General features: G+C 67.9%; 13 protein-coding genes. 6 read left to right on the forward strand and 7 right to left on the reverse strand.

The annotated features are described in order from the left end of the window. Positions 1–5 precede the first annotated feature (5 nt). Complete coding sequence (locus ACTIFS_RS00670; RefSeq protein WP_439572103.1) at positions 6–761, reverse strand: enoyl-CoA hydratase/isomerase family protein; 756 nt, start codon at positions 759–761, stop codon at positions 6–8. Between the two features lies 1 nt (position 762). Continuing rightward, the gene (locus tag ACTIFS_RS00675; RefSeq protein ID WP_439572104.1) at positions 763–2,010 is read right to left on the reverse strand and encodes a CaiB/BaiF CoA transferase family protein; all 1,248 of its coding nucleotides are present in this window, start codon (positions 2,008–2,010) and stop codon (positions 763–765) included. A 279-nt stretch (positions 2,011–2,289) separates the two neighbouring features. On the opposite strand from ACTIFS_RS00675, the gene ACTIFS_RS00680 reads away from it, so the two are divergent. Then, a complete protein-coding gene (locus ACTIFS_RS00680; protein WP_439572105.1) occupies positions 2,290–4,200 on the forward strand; it encodes a helix-turn-helix domain-containing protein in 1,911 nt (636 codons plus the stop codon). A gap of 116 nt (positions 4,201–4,316) precedes the next feature. Further along, positions 4,317–5,591, forward strand: a complete 1,275-nt coding sequence (locus tag ACTIFS_RS00685; RefSeq protein ID WP_439572106.1) for a hydroxymethylglutaryl-CoA reductase, degradative — start codon at positions 4,317–4,319, stop codon at positions 5,589–5,591. 42 nt (positions 5,592–5,633) lie between these two features. On the opposite strand, the gene ACTIFS_RS00690 is transcribed toward ACTIFS_RS00685, so the two are convergent. Genes ACTIFS_RS00690 through ACTIFS_RS00705 form a run of 4 tightly spaced genes read right to left on the reverse strand, consistent with a single transcriptional unit; the run spans position 5,634 to position 10,753 of the window. Next, the gene (locus tag ACTIFS_RS00690; protein ID WP_439572107.1) at positions 5,634–7,298 is read right to left on the reverse strand and encodes an ABC transporter ATP-binding protein; all 1,665 of its coding nucleotides are present in this window, start codon (positions 7,296–7,298) and stop codon (positions 5,634–5,636) included. Continuing rightward, the gene (locus ACTIFS_RS00695) at positions 7,298–8,134 is read right to left on the reverse strand and encodes an ABC transporter permease (protein WP_439572108.1); all 837 of its coding nucleotides are present in this window, start codon (positions 8,132–8,134) and stop codon (positions 7,298–7,300) included. Before ACTIFS_RS00695 ends, ACTIFS_RS00690 begins: the two co-directional genes overlap by 1 nt. A 10-nt stretch (positions 8,135–8,144) precedes the next feature. Then, the gene (locus ACTIFS_RS00700) at positions 8,145–9,167 is read right to left on the reverse strand and encodes an ABC transporter permease (RefSeq protein ID WP_439572109.1); all 1,023 of its coding nucleotides are present in this window, start codon (positions 9,165–9,167) and stop codon (positions 8,145–8,147) included. After that, on the reverse strand, positions 9,164–10,753 hold the full coding sequence (locus ACTIFS_RS00705; RefSeq protein ID WP_439572487.1) for an ABC transporter substrate-binding protein: 1,590 nt from the start codon (positions 10,751–10,753) through the stop codon (positions 9,164–9,166). The genes ACTIFS_RS00700 and ACTIFS_RS00705 overlap by 4 nt, the downstream gene beginning before the upstream one ends. Before the next feature lie 292 nt (positions 10,754–11,045). On the opposite strand from ACTIFS_RS00705, the gene ACTIFS_RS00710 reads away from it, so the two are divergent. Both ACTIFS_RS00710 and ACTIFS_RS00715 read left to right on the forward strand, forming a co-directional pair. Further along, a complete protein-coding gene (locus tag ACTIFS_RS00710) occupies positions 11,046–11,939 on the forward strand; it encodes an AraC family transcriptional regulator (protein WP_439572110.1) in 894 nt (297 codons plus the stop codon). A 128-nt stretch (positions 11,940–12,067) separates the two neighbouring features. After that, a complete protein-coding gene (locus ACTIFS_RS00715; RefSeq protein ID WP_439572111.1) occupies positions 12,068–12,691 on the forward strand; it encodes a pyridoxamine 5'-phosphate oxidase family protein in 624 nt (207 codons plus the stop codon). A gap of 96 nt (positions 12,692–12,787) precedes the next feature. On the opposite strand, the gene ACTIFS_RS00720 is transcribed toward ACTIFS_RS00715, so the two are convergent. Further along, positions 12,788–13,990 carry an ROK family protein gene (locus ACTIFS_RS00720; protein ID WP_439572112.1) on the reverse strand — a complete coding sequence of 401 codons (1,203 nt, stop codon included), beginning with the start codon at positions 13,988–13,990 and terminating at the stop codon, positions 12,788–12,790. Between the two features lie 99 nt (positions 13,991–14,089). Between ACTIFS_RS00720 and ACTIFS_RS00725 the strand changes: the two genes are divergently transcribed. After that, a complete protein-coding gene (locus ACTIFS_RS00725) occupies positions 14,090–15,331 on the forward strand; it encodes a Gfo/Idh/MocA family protein (protein ID WP_439572113.1) in 1,242 nt (413 codons plus the stop codon). Positions 15,332–15,359: 28 nt separating this feature from the next. Further along, positions 15,360–16,592, forward strand: coding sequence for an ABC transporter substrate-binding protein (locus ACTIFS_RS00730; protein ID WP_439572114.1), 1,233 nt, complete (start codon positions 15,360–15,362; stop codon positions 16,590–16,592). Positions 16,593–16,609 lie beyond the last annotated feature (17 nt).

Here is a 16,609-nt window from a genome sequence, read left to right on the forward strand (position 1 = left end):
GGAGGTCAGCTCTTGGCGCGCGACGCGAAGGCCGCGAGACCGCGCCGGGCATCCTCGCTGGTGAAGGTTGCCTGCCCCAGCCGGGCTTCTTGCGCGAAGGCCTCGCGGTACGGCAGGTCCTGCAAGGTCAGCGCCGCCTGCTTGATCGTCTGGATGGCCGTCGGGCTGAGAGCGGCGATGCGCGCGGCAAGCTCCATTGCCGCGGGCTCGACCTCGCCAGCCGGCAGCACGCGGTTGACGACCCCGCGTGTCAGCATGTCCGCGCTGGAGAAGCGCTGCGCCGTCAGCAGGATCTCCATCGCATGGGCGTGGCCGATCTGGCGGATGAGGCGGACGAGCGTGCCGCCTGCGGGAACGAAGCCGTGGATCGGCTCGGGCAACTGGAACAGGGCATCGGTCGCGGCGATGCGGATGTCGGTCGCCAGCATGATCTCGAAGCCACCGCCCACGCAAAGGCCCCGGATCGCCGCGACGACCGGCTTGTAGAGCGGCACGTTCTTGAGGTGGGCCGGGTCCCAGGCACTGATGTCGAAACGGTCGCTTGCGAGCGCCGGTATGGATTCGGTCAGGTCGGCGCCGACGCAGAAGGCCCGATCCCCTGCCCCGGCGAGCACGATCGACCGGACGCGGTCGTCCCGGGCTGCCTCGGTGAAGGCGCGCCCCAGGTCCTCGTACATGGCCAGAGACAGCGCGTTCAGCTTGTCCGGGCGGGCGATGCGGATCGTCGCGACCGCGCCGTCCTGCTCGACCTGGATGGCCATTTCAGACGGCTCCCTTGTCGACAAGGCGCTGGATCGCCGCGTCGTCGAGACCGAGGAGGTCGGCAAGGATGCTCCGCGTGTGCTCGCCGGGCATCGGCGCCCTGCCGAGCGGGATCTCGCCCGTTCCCGACAGTTTGATCGGCGATCCGAACATCCGCACGCTCTCTCCAGCCACGGGGATCTCGACGATCATGTTGCGGGCGGTGACGTGCGGGTCCTCGACCACTTCAGGGACCGTCCGGATGGCGCTGAGCGGAACCCGGTCGCCTGCCATCGCCTCGAGCTCGGCCTTTCCATAGGCGCTGAACCAGCGCTCCAGCAAAGGCCGGACCCTGCGTTCCGCAACATCCGGGTCGAAGCGTTTCTCCATCGTGTCGATCTCGGGATCGTTGGCAAGGTGCGGTTCGCCGAACATCTCGCAGGTCAGGCGCCAGAACTTGTCGGTGTAACCGCCGAAGAACACGTAGCCGTCACGGCAGGGGAACTGGCCATAGGGCCTGACGAAGGGGTGATCGTTGCCGAGCGGCCCGGCGACCTCGCCCCGGGTCGTGTAGCGGACCACCGCGTTCTCCGTGAGGGTCAGGATCGAATCCTGCTGCGAGACATCGACCACCTGCCCCTCGCCGGTCCGTTCGACTGTGCGCAGGGCCGCGAGCGTGCCGATGGTGGCGTAGAGCGAGGCGGCGAGATCGCCGATGATCGTGCCGACGCGCACCGGCGGGCGGTCCGCATAGCCGTTCATTGACCACAAGCCGCCGACTGCCTGCCCGGTATTGTCGAAGGCCGGGCGCGAGGCGTTGGGACCGGTGCGGCCGAACCCGCTGATCGCGGTATAGACGAGGCGCGGATTGCAGAGCCGCAGCTCCTCGTAGCCCAGACCCAGCTTCTCCATCGTGCCGGGGCGAAAATTCTCGACGAGGACGTCGGCATGGCGGACGAGTTGCTTCAGCAGGTCCTTTCCATCCACCGATTTGAGGTTCACGGTGATGCCGCGCTTGTTGCGGTTGAACTGGGAGAAGAAGGCGCTCTCCGGCGCCTCCTCCTTGCCGGCGACCATCGGCGGGAAGGTGCGGGCATAGTCCGGATCGTCGGGATGCTCGACCTTGATGACGTCGGCACCGAGATCGGCCAGCAGCATGGAGCAGAAGGGGCCTGCGACGACGCGCGTGATGTCGAGCACGACAAGGCCGCTGAGCGGCCGGCTCCGGGCCTGCGCATCGCCACCCTCGGCTTTCGTGTCACCCGTCATGGTGTCTCGTCCCGATCATGCCGTCGCCCGGGCCGCATTCGCGGCGGCGGTGAGGGCGTCATCCGCACACGCCGGCCACGGCGCACCCCTTGTTCGTGTGACATTTGCCCGAGGGGCGAGGGCCACGAAATGGAGACATGCTCCATATTTGATAACCTTCTATGTCTCTATCCTCTATCATATCAGGGCTTCGGACTGCGCTAGCTGTTCGGTTCGTTGAACGCGATGGATGGGGTGATCGGTTTGGATCAGCAGTCACCCGGGCTGACTTTGCCTGACGTGGGGGCCAACCCGGTCGCCGGGTTCTATTCGCGCTTGCTGGGCCTGCTCGACCAGGGGGCGGCGCCGTCCGCATTCGACGCCCTCAGCGCCGAGATCCGGGCGATCTGTCCGGATGGCGAGGGCCGGATCGAGGCCGATCTCGCCCTTGCGATCCGGCTGCGCGAAAGCGTCGAGCACAAGCTGAAGCGCGAGCGGGAACTGATTGCCCTCAACGAGACGGCGCGCGACCTCTCGGCGATGCGCGACACCGATCAGGTGCTGCAGGCGATCATCCGCCGCGCACGGCAACTGGTCGGCAGCGACATTGCCTATCTGTCCGCCGCGCCCGACGAGCGCAGCCCCTTCCACGTACGGGCGACCGAGGGCGTCGTCTCGGAAGCCTTTGCCAGCATCGTCGTGCCGCGCGATGTCGGCATCTGCGGCAGCGTGGCCCGCACGCGCAGGCCCTGGCAGTCCGGGCAGTACAAGTCCGACAGGAGCTTTCACCACGATCCGGAGATCGATACGGCGATCCTGGCCGAAGGCGTCATCTCGATCCTCGGCATCCCGCTGGAACTGGAAGCCCAGATCATCGGCGTCCTGTTCGTCGCCGACCGCTACGAGCGGTCCTACAACCCCCAGGAAATCTCGATCCTTCAGTCGCTCGGCACCTTCGCCGCGCTGGCGATCGAGAATGCCCGTCTGCTGGAGGAAGCGCAGCGCGCACTCACGATGGCGCGCGAGGCCAATGTCGCGCTGCGCGCCAAGGCCGACGATATCGAGAGCGCCGCGATCGCCCATGAGCGGCTGACCGAACTGATTGCCCGCGGCGGATCGCTGGAGGATCTGCGGCAGCGCGTGGCAACGCTGCTCGGCGGCGAGGCGGTCATTCTCGATGAGCGGCAGATGGTGATCGCCGGCACCCTGCCCCCCGGCATACCGGACCACGGCTTTGCTTCGGCGATCCGGGAGAGCGCCCGGCTTGGGCGCTCCGTGCCGTTCGACGTGGCGCCGTTCCAGACCTTCACCGTGGCCGCGGTCACCAGCGGGGCGGTGCGGCTGGGAGCGCTTGTTTTCTCCCGGTCCAGGCCCATGTCCTCGGCCGAGATCCGCACGCTGGAACGGGCCGCGATCGTCACGGGCATCGTGCTACTGTCTATGGAGCGGGTGGCCGAGGCGACCTATCGCAATGTCGCCGACATCGTCTCGGCGCTGCTGCGCGGCACATCGGACCCGTTCCGGCCGGAGGGTGCGAGCGCCCTGCCCGTCGGGGTCTCGTTGTCATGGCCCGCGACGATCCTGCTGGTCTCGTGCAAGGACGGGTTTGCCGCCCACCTGCCGCAGGTGGTCCGGGCGGCCGCATCGGGCCGGCAGACGATTGGCGCCGCCTTCAACGGAGACCTCGCCGTCGTGACGTCCGGCGACGACTGGATGGGGCTGGCGCGCAGGATTGCCGCGGCGCTGGAGGACAGCGGGCGCCAGCCCTTCAACATCGTGGCCTCGCAGCCCGTGTCCAATGTGGCCGCCGCCGCGGCCGAGTACCGGAGCCTCAGGCGCAGCCTCGCGCTGCTGCGGAATCTCGGCCAGAGCGGCCGGGTCGTCCCCGAAAAGACACTGTCTCTCTACGGCCTGCTCTTCGACGGCCAGGGCGAGGAAGCGGCCCATGGCTTCATCGAACACACGATCGGCCCGCTCCTCGACCATGACCGCCGCCGCAAGTCGCAGCTGGCCGGCACGCTCTACACCTATTTCGAAACCGGCCGGAGCCTTCAGCGCGCGGCAGACATGCTGGGCATCCACGTCAACACCATGCGGCAGCGGCTCGATTCCATCAGCGCGCTCTGCCCGGACTGGGCGGAAACCGAGCGCGGCCTCGAGCTTCACATGGCCCTTCGCCTGCATCGGCTGAGCGAAACCCTGCCGGCGTGAAACTGTGTGGAACAGGCACCGTTTCCAGAGGCGCCTGTATGGGCGGCCACCATTGAGGAAAGCGGGCCGGGCGCGTCTAACGCTCACGTTACCAAGCAGAGCGGAGCCCGTGGTCGATGCCCGTCAACAGCCGCCTTCCCGGCTTCTATAAGCTCTCTCCCGGCGAGCGCCTCAGCGCCGTTGCGCAGGCCTCCGGGCTTCGGGAGGCAGACCTTTCAAGCCTCGTGTCGCCGGACCCGGACATGCTCGGCATCGCCGACCGGATGGTCGAGAACGTCGTGGGCACCCTGTCGATCCCGGTCGGCATCGCCGCGAACTTCACCATCGACGGCCGCGACTATCTCATCCCCATGGCGACCGAGGAGCCCTCGGTGGTCGCCGCGGCGAGCAACATGGCCTCTGTCGCCCGGCTTCACGGCGGCTTCCATACCTCCACCGACCTGCCGATCATGGTGTCGCAGGTCCAGGTGGTGGGCGTTGCCGACCCGCGCGCCGCGCGCCTGCGCCTGTATGAGGCCGAGGCCGAGCTGCTGGCTCTCGCCAACGAGCAGGACCCGCTGCTGGTGAAGCTGGGCGGCGGGGCGCGCGGCATCGAGGTCCGAATCGTCGAGGCCGCTGGTGCCACCTATGTGGTCCTGCACCTGCAGGTGGACGTGCGCGACGCGATGGGTGCCAACGCCGTCAACACCATGGCGGAAGCCCTTGCCCCGCGGGTTGCGGCGATTGCGGGCGGCCGCGTGCGGCTTCGCATCCTCACCAACAAGGCCGACCGGCGCCTTGCCCGCGTGCGCGCCGTGTTCGATCGCGACGCGCTTGGCGGCGCGGATGTGGTGACCGGCATCGTCGATGCCTACCGCTTCGCGGCCGCCGACCCCTACCGCGCGGCAACCCACAACAAGGGGATCATGAACGGTATCACCGCGGTGGTGCTGGCGACCGGCAACGACACCCGCGCGGTGGAGGCGGGCGCGCATTGCCATGCCGCGGCCGGCGGGCGCTACACGTCGCTCTCGCACTACGAGATCGACGGGCAGGGCCATCTCGTTGGCACGCTGGAGGTGCCGATGGCGGTGGGCCTTGTCGGCGGCGCGACGAAGACGCACCCGGCCGCCCGCGCCGCTGTCAGGCTACTCGGGGTCCAGTCGGCCCAGGACCTGGCGAAGGCGGTGGTTGCCGTCGGACTGGCACAGAATGTCGGCGCCCTGCGGGCCCTTGCCGCCGAGGGCATCCAGAAGGGGCACATGTCCCTCCACGCCCGCAACGTCGCGGCAGCGGCGGGCGCCGTCGGCAACGAGATCGAGGCGGTGGTGGAGCGCCTCAAGACGGACGGGCATGTGCGCCTCGACAAGGCGGAAGCCATCCTCGCCGAGCTCAGGGCGACCGGATCATAGCGCGGCGGCCGAACCGGCAGCGCTGGCAGCCTCCGGGCCCCCTTAGACGCGAAGGCACTGGCTGTCCGGCCGGGTCTCGCGTCCCGGCCCCTGGAACAGATGCCGCCCCGGAGCGGCGGCGAGAAGCTCGCGCGTATAGGGGTGGGACGGGTTGCCGAACACCGCGCCCGTCTCGCCCTGCTCGACCACCTCGCCATGTTTCATCACGACGATGCGGTCGGCGATTTCGGCGGCGACGCGCAGGTCGTGAGTGATGAACAGGATCGCGAGACTGAGCTCCTCGCGCAGGTCGGCGAGCAGGCGCAGGATCGTCGCCTGCACCGAGACGTCAAGCGCGGACACGGCCTCGTCGGCCACCAGCACCCGCGGCTTCAATGCCAGGGCGCGGGCAATGCAGATGCGCTGGCGTTGCCCGCCCGAGAACTCGTGGGGATAGCGATCGGCAGCGCCAGGCTTCAGGCCGACTCGCTCGAGAAGGTCGCGCGCTTCGGCCATCGCGTCGGAGCGCGACGCGCCATACGCCATCGGGCCGCGGGCGATAGCGTCGCCGACGCGCTGGCGCGGATCAAGGGCGGCGAAGGGGTCCTGGAAGACGATCTGCAGGTTGCGCCGCATCTGCCGCAAGGCTTCGCCGCGCAGCTTCAGAAGGTCGCCGCCATCGAAGTCGATCGTCCCGGCATCGGGTTCCACAAGGCGCATGATCATCCGCCCGAGGGTCGACTTGCCGGAACCGGATTCGCCCACCACGGCAACCGTCTCCCTGGCCGCCAGCGACAGCGCGACCTCCCTGACGGCCGCAACGACGCGGGGCGGACGGAACCAGCCCTGCCGGGTGGAGAAGGTCTTCGACAGACCGGTGGCGGCGAGGACCGGATCGTGACCCACCTGCCGCAACCGCGGTTCCGGTGGCCGGCTGCCCGGAACGGCGGCAATGAGGGTCCTGGTGTAGTCGTGCGCGGGATGCCTGAGCACCGAATCGACCGGCCCCTGTTCGACGATCCTGCCGTCGCGCATGACGACGACGCGGTCCGCCATGTCGGCAACGACGCCGAAATCGTGCGTGATGAGCAGGACGCCCATGCCGCACGAGGCCTGCAGGTCGCGGATCAGGGTGAGGATCTGCTTCTGGGTGGTGACGTCGAGCGCCGTCGTGGGTTCGTCGGCCAGGAGCAGCGCCGGATTGTTGGCCATGGCCATGGCGATCATGACGCGCTGGCGCTGGCCGCCGGAGAGCTGGAACGGGAAGCTGCGGACGATGGTCGCCGGATCGGGCAGCCCGACCGAGGAGACCAGTTCCTGCACGCGGGCATCCAGGGCCTCACGCACCGGCACGGGACGGGCATGGGTAGCGATCGCTTCCCCGATCTGGTCCCCGATGCGCGCAAGGGGATTGAGGGCCGACATCGGCTCCTGGAAGATCATCGCGATCTCGCCGCCGCGCAGCGTCCGGATAGACGCCTCGTCGAGCGAGGCGATGTCGCGCCCCCTGAACCGGAGGGAACCGGACGAGATCGCCACCCGGTCGGGCAGCAGCGAGAGCACGGCATGGGCCGTCATCGATTTGCCCGAGCCGGATTCGCCGACGAGGCAGACGATCTCGTTGGCGCCGACCGTGAACGACACGTCGTCCACCGCATGGGCACGGTCTGCCCCGCGGGGCAGGGCGATGGAGAGATTTTCGACCGCGAGCAGCGTCCCGGTCGTCATCAATGCCTCCCGGCGCGGGCATTGCGCGGATTGAGCGTGTCGTTGAGCCCTTCACCGACCAGATTGATGGCGAGGACGGTGAGCAGGATGGCAATGCCGGGGAAGACGCTCATCCACCAGGCCTGGCGGATGACGGTGCGCGCCGCGCCCACCATGAAGCCCCAGGACATGAGATTGGGGTCTCCGAGGCCCATGAATGACAGCGCGCTCTCGATAAGGATGGCGCTGGCGATGGTCAGCGAGCCGGTGACGATGATCGGCGAGACGGCATTGGGCAGGATATGCCGCAGCACGACCTGCAACGGTCGCTCGCCCTGGCAGGTCGCCGCCTGCACGAATTCGCGGCCGCGCAACCGAAGGAACTCCGCGCGCGTCAGGCGCGCCAGCGGCGGCCAGCTCACGGTCGCGATCGCGATGATGACGTTGACGAGCGAGGGGCCGAGGGTTGCCACCATCAGAATGGCCAGGATGAAGCCGGGAATGGTCTGGAACAGCTCCGTGAGCCGCATCAGGAGATCGTCGACCGCGCCGCCCCAGTAGCCGGCCATCGCCCCGACCAGCACACCGATACAGACCGCCGCCAGTGTCGAGGCGACGCCGATGGTCAGCGAGACCCGCGTGCCGTGGACGATGCCGGCCGCCACGTCGCGGCCAAGCGTGTCGGTGCCGAGCAGGAAGCCTTCCGAGAAGGGCGGTGCGAAGGGCCGCCCGATCATCTCCCACGGGTCTTCCGGGTAGAGCCACGGTGCGAGGACGGCGAGCGCGACGACGCAGACGAGGATGACCAGCCCCAGCATGCCGCTGGGATGACGGGAGAAGGCGCGAACGGTGTCCACAGCTACCCCCTCAGTTCGCGGCGCGCGTCGTGACGCGCGGATCGATCAGCCGGTAGATGGCATCGGTCAGAAGGTTGAGGACGATGACCAGCACCGACATGACAAGGAAAATACCCAGCAGGACCGGGTAGTCGCGCTGCGTCACGGCCTCGTAGGTGAGACGGCCGAGACCCGGCCAGGCGAAGACGGTCTCGATCACCACGGCCCCGCCGACGAGGGCGCTGGCCTGCATTCCGGCGATGGTGACGACCGGCAGAATGGCGTTGCGCAGGATGTGGCCGGCGATGATCCGGCCCTGCGGCAGGCCCTTGGCACGCGCCGTCTTGATGAAATCCTGATGGGCGACCTCGATCACCGAGGCCCGCATCAGGCGGGTGTAGATGGCAAGATAGATGGCGGCGAGCGACACGGCCGGCAGCACCAGATGCGCGCCGATATCGACCATGCGCGCGAGCGGGCCCATGGTCACGCCGATGGTCTGATAGCCAAAGGCCGGCAGCCAGTCGAGCTGCACGGAAAAGAGCAGCACCATCATCAGTCCAAGCCAGAAGACCGGCATGGCGTAGAGGATGAGCGAGACGACCGTCAGCAGCGTGTCGGACCATCTGCCCGCCCGCAATCCCGCCAGCGTGCCGAGCACGATGCCGGAGACAAGCGCCAGCAGGAACGCGGTGCCGGTGAGCAGAAGGGTCGCCGGCAGGCGCTCCAGGATCAGCCTGCTGACCGGCTGGCGCTGGCGATAGGAGAAGCCGAGGTCAAGCGTCACGACCCGCTTCAGGTGGGTGCCGAGTTGCACGACGAACGACTTGTCCAGCCCGTATTCCTGCCGGATCTGCGCCAGCATCCGCTCGTCGGCGGCACCGGTCTGACCGGCCATCACCTGGGCGGGATCGCCCGGTGCGGCCTTGACCAGCATGAAGGCAAAGGTGGCGATGACCAGGACCGCGACCACGAACTTCGCCGTCCAGCCCAGAATGGCGAGAGCCACCGCGATGACGCGGTGGCTCTGTCCGCCGAAGGCAGACGTCGTCATCCGAACTGAACCGCGCCGAAGGTCTCGTGAACGCCGATGCCGGACGTGATGACGTTCTTCAGCTTCTTGTCGTAGAAGGTCGGGTAGTCCTGCTCGATCAGCCAGACGACCGGAACGTCCTCGACGACCATCTTCTGAACCTGCGAGTACAGCTCCTGCCGCCTGGCATCGTCGGTCGCGACCGCGGCGGCCTCCCACAGCTTGTCGGCCTCCGGGTTGGAATAGCCCTGCGTGTTGGAGAACAGCACGCCCTTGCGGATGTTCGAGGTGACATAGGTGCGCGACACGCCGAGCGCCGGGTCGCCGAGCTGGTAGAGAAGATTGCTGGTCATCTCGTATTCCCAGTTCGACACCTTCTGGCCCCAACCGGCGACGTCTGTGCCCTCGAGCACCACTTCGATGCCGACGCGACCGAGCGACTGGCGCACGAACTCGGCGATCCGCTGCCAGATCTCGCCGAAGGGAACGACGAGGAACTTGATGGTCACGCGCCTGCCGCCGGCGCCGGCCCTCAGGCCCATGTCGTCGAGCAGCGCGCGCGCCTTCTCGAGCGAGTACTCGTATTTCTTGACGTCGCCGTCGTAGAAGCGGGTCTTTGACGAGATTGGGCCGGTCGCCTCCTTGCCGAGGCCGAAGAACAGCCGGTTCCGCATCGTCGTCTTGTCGAGGGCGTGGGCCACCGCCTGCCGGAAGCGCTTGTCGTTCATCGGGGCTATGCGGTTGTTCAGTTCGATCCACAGATGCGGCGCGAACAGCTCGTAGCCCTGGGTCGTCATCTCAAGATGCGGCAGGGCCTTGAGGCGCGGCACGTCGAAGAACTCGACGTCGGTCCATTGCGTGAGTTGAACCGTGCCCTTCTCGAGCGCAACCGAGCGGGAGGCCGCGTCGGGGATGACGCGGTAGATGATCTCGTCGAGATAGGGCTCACCCTGGCGGTAGTAGCCCTCGTGCCTGACCAGATGCACGTGGCTGCCGCGCACCCATTCCTTCAGCTTGAACGGGCCGGTGCCGATGGCGCGGGCATTGGCCGGATTGTTGCGGTAGTCGCTGCCGTCATAGATGTGCTTGGGCTGGATCGGCGTGGTGGTGCAGTCGAAGGACGACAGGAAGGGCGCGAAGGGCTCCTTCAGCGTGAACACCACGGTCAGCGGATCGGGCGCCTCGGCCTTCTCGACGCGCTGGAACGTGCCGCGGGCGCGCGGGTGCGTTTCCATCAGCATCTTGGTGCAGGTGAAGATCACGTCCTCGGCCGTGCACGGCTTGCCGTCATGGAAGGTGATGTTCGGGAACAGCTTGAACGTGTAGGTCCTGGCGTCCGGCGAAATGGTCCAGGACTGGGCGAGACCCGGCATCGGCTTCAGGTCGGTGCCGTAGCGCAACAGACCCTCGTAGATCTTGCCGCCGAGGGTCAGCGTCGGCTGCTGCTGGTTGATGGCCGTGACCAGCACCGGCGGCTCCGGCTGGATGATGGCGTTGAGGGTGCCACCGCGCGTCTGACCGACCGCGCGGGTGACGCCCCAGGCGATATCCGTTGCTCCGGCGACCCCGGCCGCAGTCAGGAGCCTTGAAAACTCGCGCCTGTTCATCACGAACATCCCCTCGTTGTTGACGCCCGCCGGCAGACGGACCTTCGGGCAGGGATGTTCACGCGCGTGCTGTCGACGCGCTGGTGCTGCAGGGCCGAGAACTGTCGCGAACGGGCCTTCCCGCATGGCCGTGGCAGACCATTGGCGATGGCCGACATGCCGCCGCGATCGAGGGTATGGGCTTCCTCCATGACCGCCTGGTCCGGTTCATGCTAGGCTTTCCCGGTCCGCGCCGGCGGGCTTTCCCGTCGCCCCGCGCGACGGCGACACGGTATCGAGACGGACGCCGACCATGGCCCAGACTGCCCCGCAGCCCGTCCAGCCGGACTTCCGGAGCGGTCGCCGCGAACCGCGCCATCCGCCGCTGCTGTGCTTCTCGGGGCATCAGGCGAGCGGCCGGCGGGCCGAGGCGCTGCAGAACGTTCAGCGCCCGGTCGTGGCCATGGCCGCCGAATTCGCCAATGGCGAGGTCGGCACCCGCCATTGCCACCGTCGCGGCCAGTTCCTTCATGGCCTGACCGGCATCATGACCGTCATCACGGACGACGGCAGCTGGGCGGTGGCCCCGCAGCACGCCCTGTGGATTCCGCCGGGCGTGATGCACCAGACCCGCTGCTGGGGCGCCGTCAGCCTGCGCACGATCTACATCGAGCCGGCAGCCGCCATCGGCCTGCCGGGCACCTGCCAGCTCATGGAGATTTCGCCGCTGCTGCGGGAACTGCTCAACGAGGCCGTGGCGCTGCCGACCGAGTACGAAACCGGCGGCCGGGACGGCGCCATCATCGACCTCATCCTCGCCGAGATCCGCCGAATGCCGGAACTGGTCCGCTCGGCCCCCATGCCGAAGGACCGGCGGCTTGCCCGCATCTGCGAGGCCATCCTGCGCGATCCGGGCAACAATCACGACCTTGACCACTGGGCACGCTACGGGGGCCTCGGCAGGCGCACCCTGACCCGGCTGTTCCGGCATGAGACCGGCATGAGCTTCGTCCAGTGGCGCCAGCAGGTCCGCCTGATGGAGGCCCTGTCCAGGCTGACCGCCGGCGAGGCCGTCACGCATGTGGCCCTCGACCTCGGCTATGACAGCCCGAGCGCCTTCAGCGCCATGTTCCGCCGCACCATGGGCCTGTCGCCGCGCGACTATCTTCGCTGGGGCGACCCGTGCGGCGGGGCCATGCACGACTGACGCCCGCGGGCCTTTGGCCGTTTCGCGACATTTCAAGTCCCGTCCGCGCGCGATGCGCCCTGCGGCACCGGCTAGAATTGGCCGGATGCACCGATGCCCGTGCCGACCACACGGACCAGGGAGGCGACATGAGCGACGGACCGCACGAGATCACCGGCACGGACACCCTGCGCCAGATCTATGACCAGCCGGCCGAGACGACACAGAAGAAGATCCTCACGCGCCTCGACGACCACTGCCGCCGCTTCATCGCGCTGTCGCCCTACCTGACCATCGCCAGCACCAGCACATCGGGCACCGACTGCTCGCCGCGCGGCGACGAGCCGGGCTTCGTCAAGGTGGTGGATGACCAGACGCTGCTCCTGCCCGACCGCCGCGGCAACAACCTTCTGGACACGCTGCAGAACGTGCTGGAGAGGCCGCAGGTCGGACTGCTCTTCCTCGTTCCCGGCCTCAACGAAACCCTCCGCATCAACGGCCGGGCCCGCATCGTCACCGATCCGGAGGTTCTGCAGTCCATGGCCATCAAGGGCAGGATCGTTCCGGGCTCCGCCATGCAGATCGCTGTTGAGCAGGTCTATTTCCACTGCGGGCGCTCGATCCTGCGGGCCGACCTGTGGAACCCCGACAAGAGGGTCGGCCGGGACGCATTTCCGCTTCTCGGCACGGTGCTGTCCGACCAGATTGCAGGCGTGGATGCGGAGGCGACCAACAAGCGGCTGGAAACCGCCTACACCACCAACCTCTACTGACCGGCGTGGCCGCCGCCATGTCCGTTCCGGCCGGCGATTGCAGCACGCGTAAGCCACTGCATGTCTGTCGGCTTCGCGGACGGCCGCCCGCAACCGTCAGCCATGTTTCTGGACCGGCATGTGGAGCAGGGAGGCGGCGGGCGCCAGTCCCTCGAACAGCGGCAGGGCCGCGCCGCCGAGCGCAGGCGTGTCGAGATCAATCTCGGCCTCGAAGATTGGCGTGTGGCGGCGACCAACAGACGCCTCGGACAGCCTGACCTTCAAGCGTTCGATGAGCGGACCGAGCAGGCGGCTCGGCATCGTGCCGCCGACCACGATGGCCTCCGGGTCGAGCAGATTGCCGATCGTCACGCAGGCTGTGGACAGGTGCCGCGCGGCCTCGTCGAGCCAGACGTCCAGATCGTCGACCCTCGCGGCAATGCCGGACGGATCGATGGCATGGGTGCCTTCTGGCAGGCCATCCAGAGCGTGCTGCGCAGCCGACAGGGAGACGTAGCGCTCAAGGCATCCGCGGTTGCCGCAGGCGCATTGCCGGCCGCCCGGATCGACCACGACATGGCCCAGTTCGCCGGCACGCCCGGCGCTGCCGCGATAGGGGTGGCCGGACAGGATCATGCCGCCGCCGACCCCGACCCCGATATAGATGTAGAAGAAATCCTTCAGCCGCCTGCCGATGCCGTAGAGCTGTTCGCCCACGGCCGCCGCAGTCGCATCATTCTCCACCAGAACCGGAACGCCGAGCGCGGCCGACAGTCGCCCGACCACGGGAACATGCTGCCAGGCAGGCATGGATGTCGGCCCGAAGGCGACCGGCTCGCCGTTCTCGAAGATCATCGGCATGACCACGCCCGCGCCCCAGATCCGGTCGCGGCCGGCCTTTTCGGCATCGGCGAGGCGGCCGGCTGTGGAGGCAATCAGGGTGAGGACGCTATCGGGGGGCTGGCCTTCGATACCGGTCTCCACCTGCCGGCGCACCCGGCCGGTAATGTCGGTCAGCACGACCATCAGGCGGCGATGATCGAGTGCAATGCCGAAGGTGAAGCCGCCATCCGGGTTGAGCGCGAGGTCGTGCGCCGGCGCGCCGCGACCGCCCTGCTGGCGCAGCCGTTCCTCGCGCAGCAGACCCTCGGCCGACAGGTCCTCGGCGATGTTGGAGATGGACTGGACGGACAGGCCGGTGTGGCGGGCGATGGCGGCGCGCGACAGCGGCCCGTGAAGCCTGATCGTCTCGAGCACCACCCTGCGATTGAAAAGCCGGGCATGGCCCGGATTGGTGCCCCCGGTTGCGGCCCTCACCATGTGTCGGACCCCTTGCATCGCCGGCAGACCGGTGATTTATTCAACTTGATTGAATAAATCCTTCGGCATCCCGAGGGAAGCGTTTTCGGTGAACTGGACATGGCTGGCACGACAGATCCTCTCAGAATCGGCTTCCTCGGCGCGGGCTTCATGGCGCAGTTCCATCTGCGCGCTTTGCTCGGCGTTCGCAACGTGACGGTCACCGCCGTCGTCTCTCCGACGGCGAAACGCCGGGAGGCTTTTGCCGCGGAGGCGACCAGCCAGGGGCTGGGCCCCTGCATCGCCTATGCCGACCTCAAGGCCATGCTTGCCGCACCGGATGTCGACGCCATCTGGATCGTCAGCCCCAATCACACCCGCCTCGACGCGATGCGCGAGATCCATGCGGCGCGCAAGGCGGGCACCACGTCCGTCTTCGCGGTGGCCTGCGAGAAGCCGCTGGCACGCACGGTGGCCGAGGCCCGCGAAATGCTCCGCCTCGTCGAGGATGCCGGTCTGCTTCACGGCTATCTGGAGAACCAGATCTTCTCGACCGCCGTTCAGCGCGGCCGCGACATCGTCTGGCGGCGCGCGGTGCCGAACTCGGGGCGACCCTATCTCGCCCGGGCAACCGAGGAGCATTCCGGCCCGCATGAGCCGTGGTTCTGGGACGGCGAGCGGCAGGGCGGCGGCGTGCTGTCCGACATGATGTGCCACTCCGTCGAGGTGGCACGCTTCCTCCTGACCAAGCCGGGAGAGGCGCGCGGCTCGCTCACCCTCGTCAGTGCCAATGCGACGGTCTCCACGCTCAAGTGGAAGCGCCCGGCCTATGCCGCTGCCCTCAGCGCCCGCACCCGTGGCGAGATCGACTATCTCGCCCGCCCGGCGGAGGACTTTGCCCGCGGCCTCATCACCCTGCGCGACCCTGACGGCAACGAGGCGATCATCGAGGCCACAACGTCATGGGCCTATGTCGGCCCGGGCCTGCGCATCACGCTGGAACTGCTCGGCCCCGAATATGCGATGGAGTTCAATTCGCTCTCGACCGGCCTCAAGGTGTTCCTGTCCCGCGAGGTAACGGGCAGCGCCGGCGAGGATCTGGTCGAGAAGCAAAACGCCGAGCAGGGCCTCATGCCCGTGCTGGACGACGAAGCCGGCATCTATGGCTATACGCTGGAGAACCGGCACTTCGTCGAGGCGTTCCGCGCCGGCCGCATGCCGGACGAGACCTTCGACGACGGTCTCGCGGTGGTCGAGATCCTGATGGCGCTCTACCGTTCCGCCGAACTCGGGCGCACCGTTACCTTCCCCGATCCCGAACTCGAGACCTATGTGCCGCCGGTCGCCCGGCCCCGCGCGTGACCTTCCACCCCATCCAGAGGAGGCAAGCATGACCGCACTGACGAGACGTTCCGCCCTCGGCGCCCTTGCCGCCGCGACGCTTGCCGCGCCGGCGCGCGGACAGGGCCAGACCACCCTGAAGATCGCCTATCCCGCCTGGGACACCACCGCGCAGCAGGCTGCCGTGACCGGCATCTTCGCCGAGTACGAGAAGCAGAACCCCAATGTGAAGATCGAGCTGATCTCGCTGCCCTTCCCGGTGCTGCGGCAGCGGCTCGTCGTCTCGGCGCGCGCGGGCGATCCGCCTGACGTTGCCTATGTCGACGGCCGCTGGGTGCCCGAGTTGGCGGCTCCCGGCCTGCTTTCGGAGATCACGACGCAGGCCGGCAGGCTCGATCGCGCGGACTGGTTCGAGGAGCCGTGGAAAGGCGCCACGGTCGGCGGCAAGATCTTCGCCGTTCCGGACCGCATCGATCCCTGGCTGGTCTATTACAACACCGACCTGTTCCAGAAGGCAGGCATATCGGCCTTCCCGAAGACCATGGACGAACTGGCCGTGGCGGCCAAGAAGATCACCGGCGGCGGCGTCTATGGCTGGGGCCTGATCGGCGCCAAGGATGCCAGCCTGATCAGCCGCTACATCAATTTCCTCTACGCCTTCCACGGCGATCTGCTGACGCGGGACGGGAAGCGGTCGGCCTTCGCCCAGCCGGAATCGGTTGCGGCCCTGCGCTTCTATACGGACCTGCTGGTGAAGCATAAGGCGGCGCAGCCCTCGGCCATGGCCAATGGCCTCAACGACGTGAACCAGCTGTTCATGACGGGTCGCGCCGGCATGATCATCGACGGACCCTGGCGGCAGGGATCGCTGCGCGAACAGGCGCCGAACCTGAAATGGTCGCTGGCACAGCTTCCGCCGGCCGCCGGCAAGCAGCCCCGGTTCCTGACCTCCTCCTGGTACTACACCCTGTTCAAGGGTGGACGGAACCAGGAAGCGGCCTTCCGGTTCGTCGAGTTCCTTCTGAAGCCGGAGAACATGGCGAAGAGCGTCGTCACGCTGCCGGGGCGCAAGTCGGCGGCACGCGACCCGCGCTTTGCAACCGACGCCTACAGGCCGTGGGTCGAGGCGATCCCGGCAGCCGTCCCCTTCACCGTGACCGACAAGTTCACCGAGATTGCGGATGCGGTCGGCGATGCGGTGCAGCAGGTGCTGGGCGGGCGGGCTGACGCCGACAAGGCGGCTGCGGACGCCTCGCGCAGGATCGACAGCCTGGTCGGCTGACGAACGGGGCACAGCCA

Origin of the sequence: Phreatobacter sp. (assembly GCF_051860605.1) — a bacterium.
Classification (GTDB): Bacteria; Pseudomonadota; Alphaproteobacteria; order Rhizobiales; family Phreatobacteraceae; genus Phreatobacter.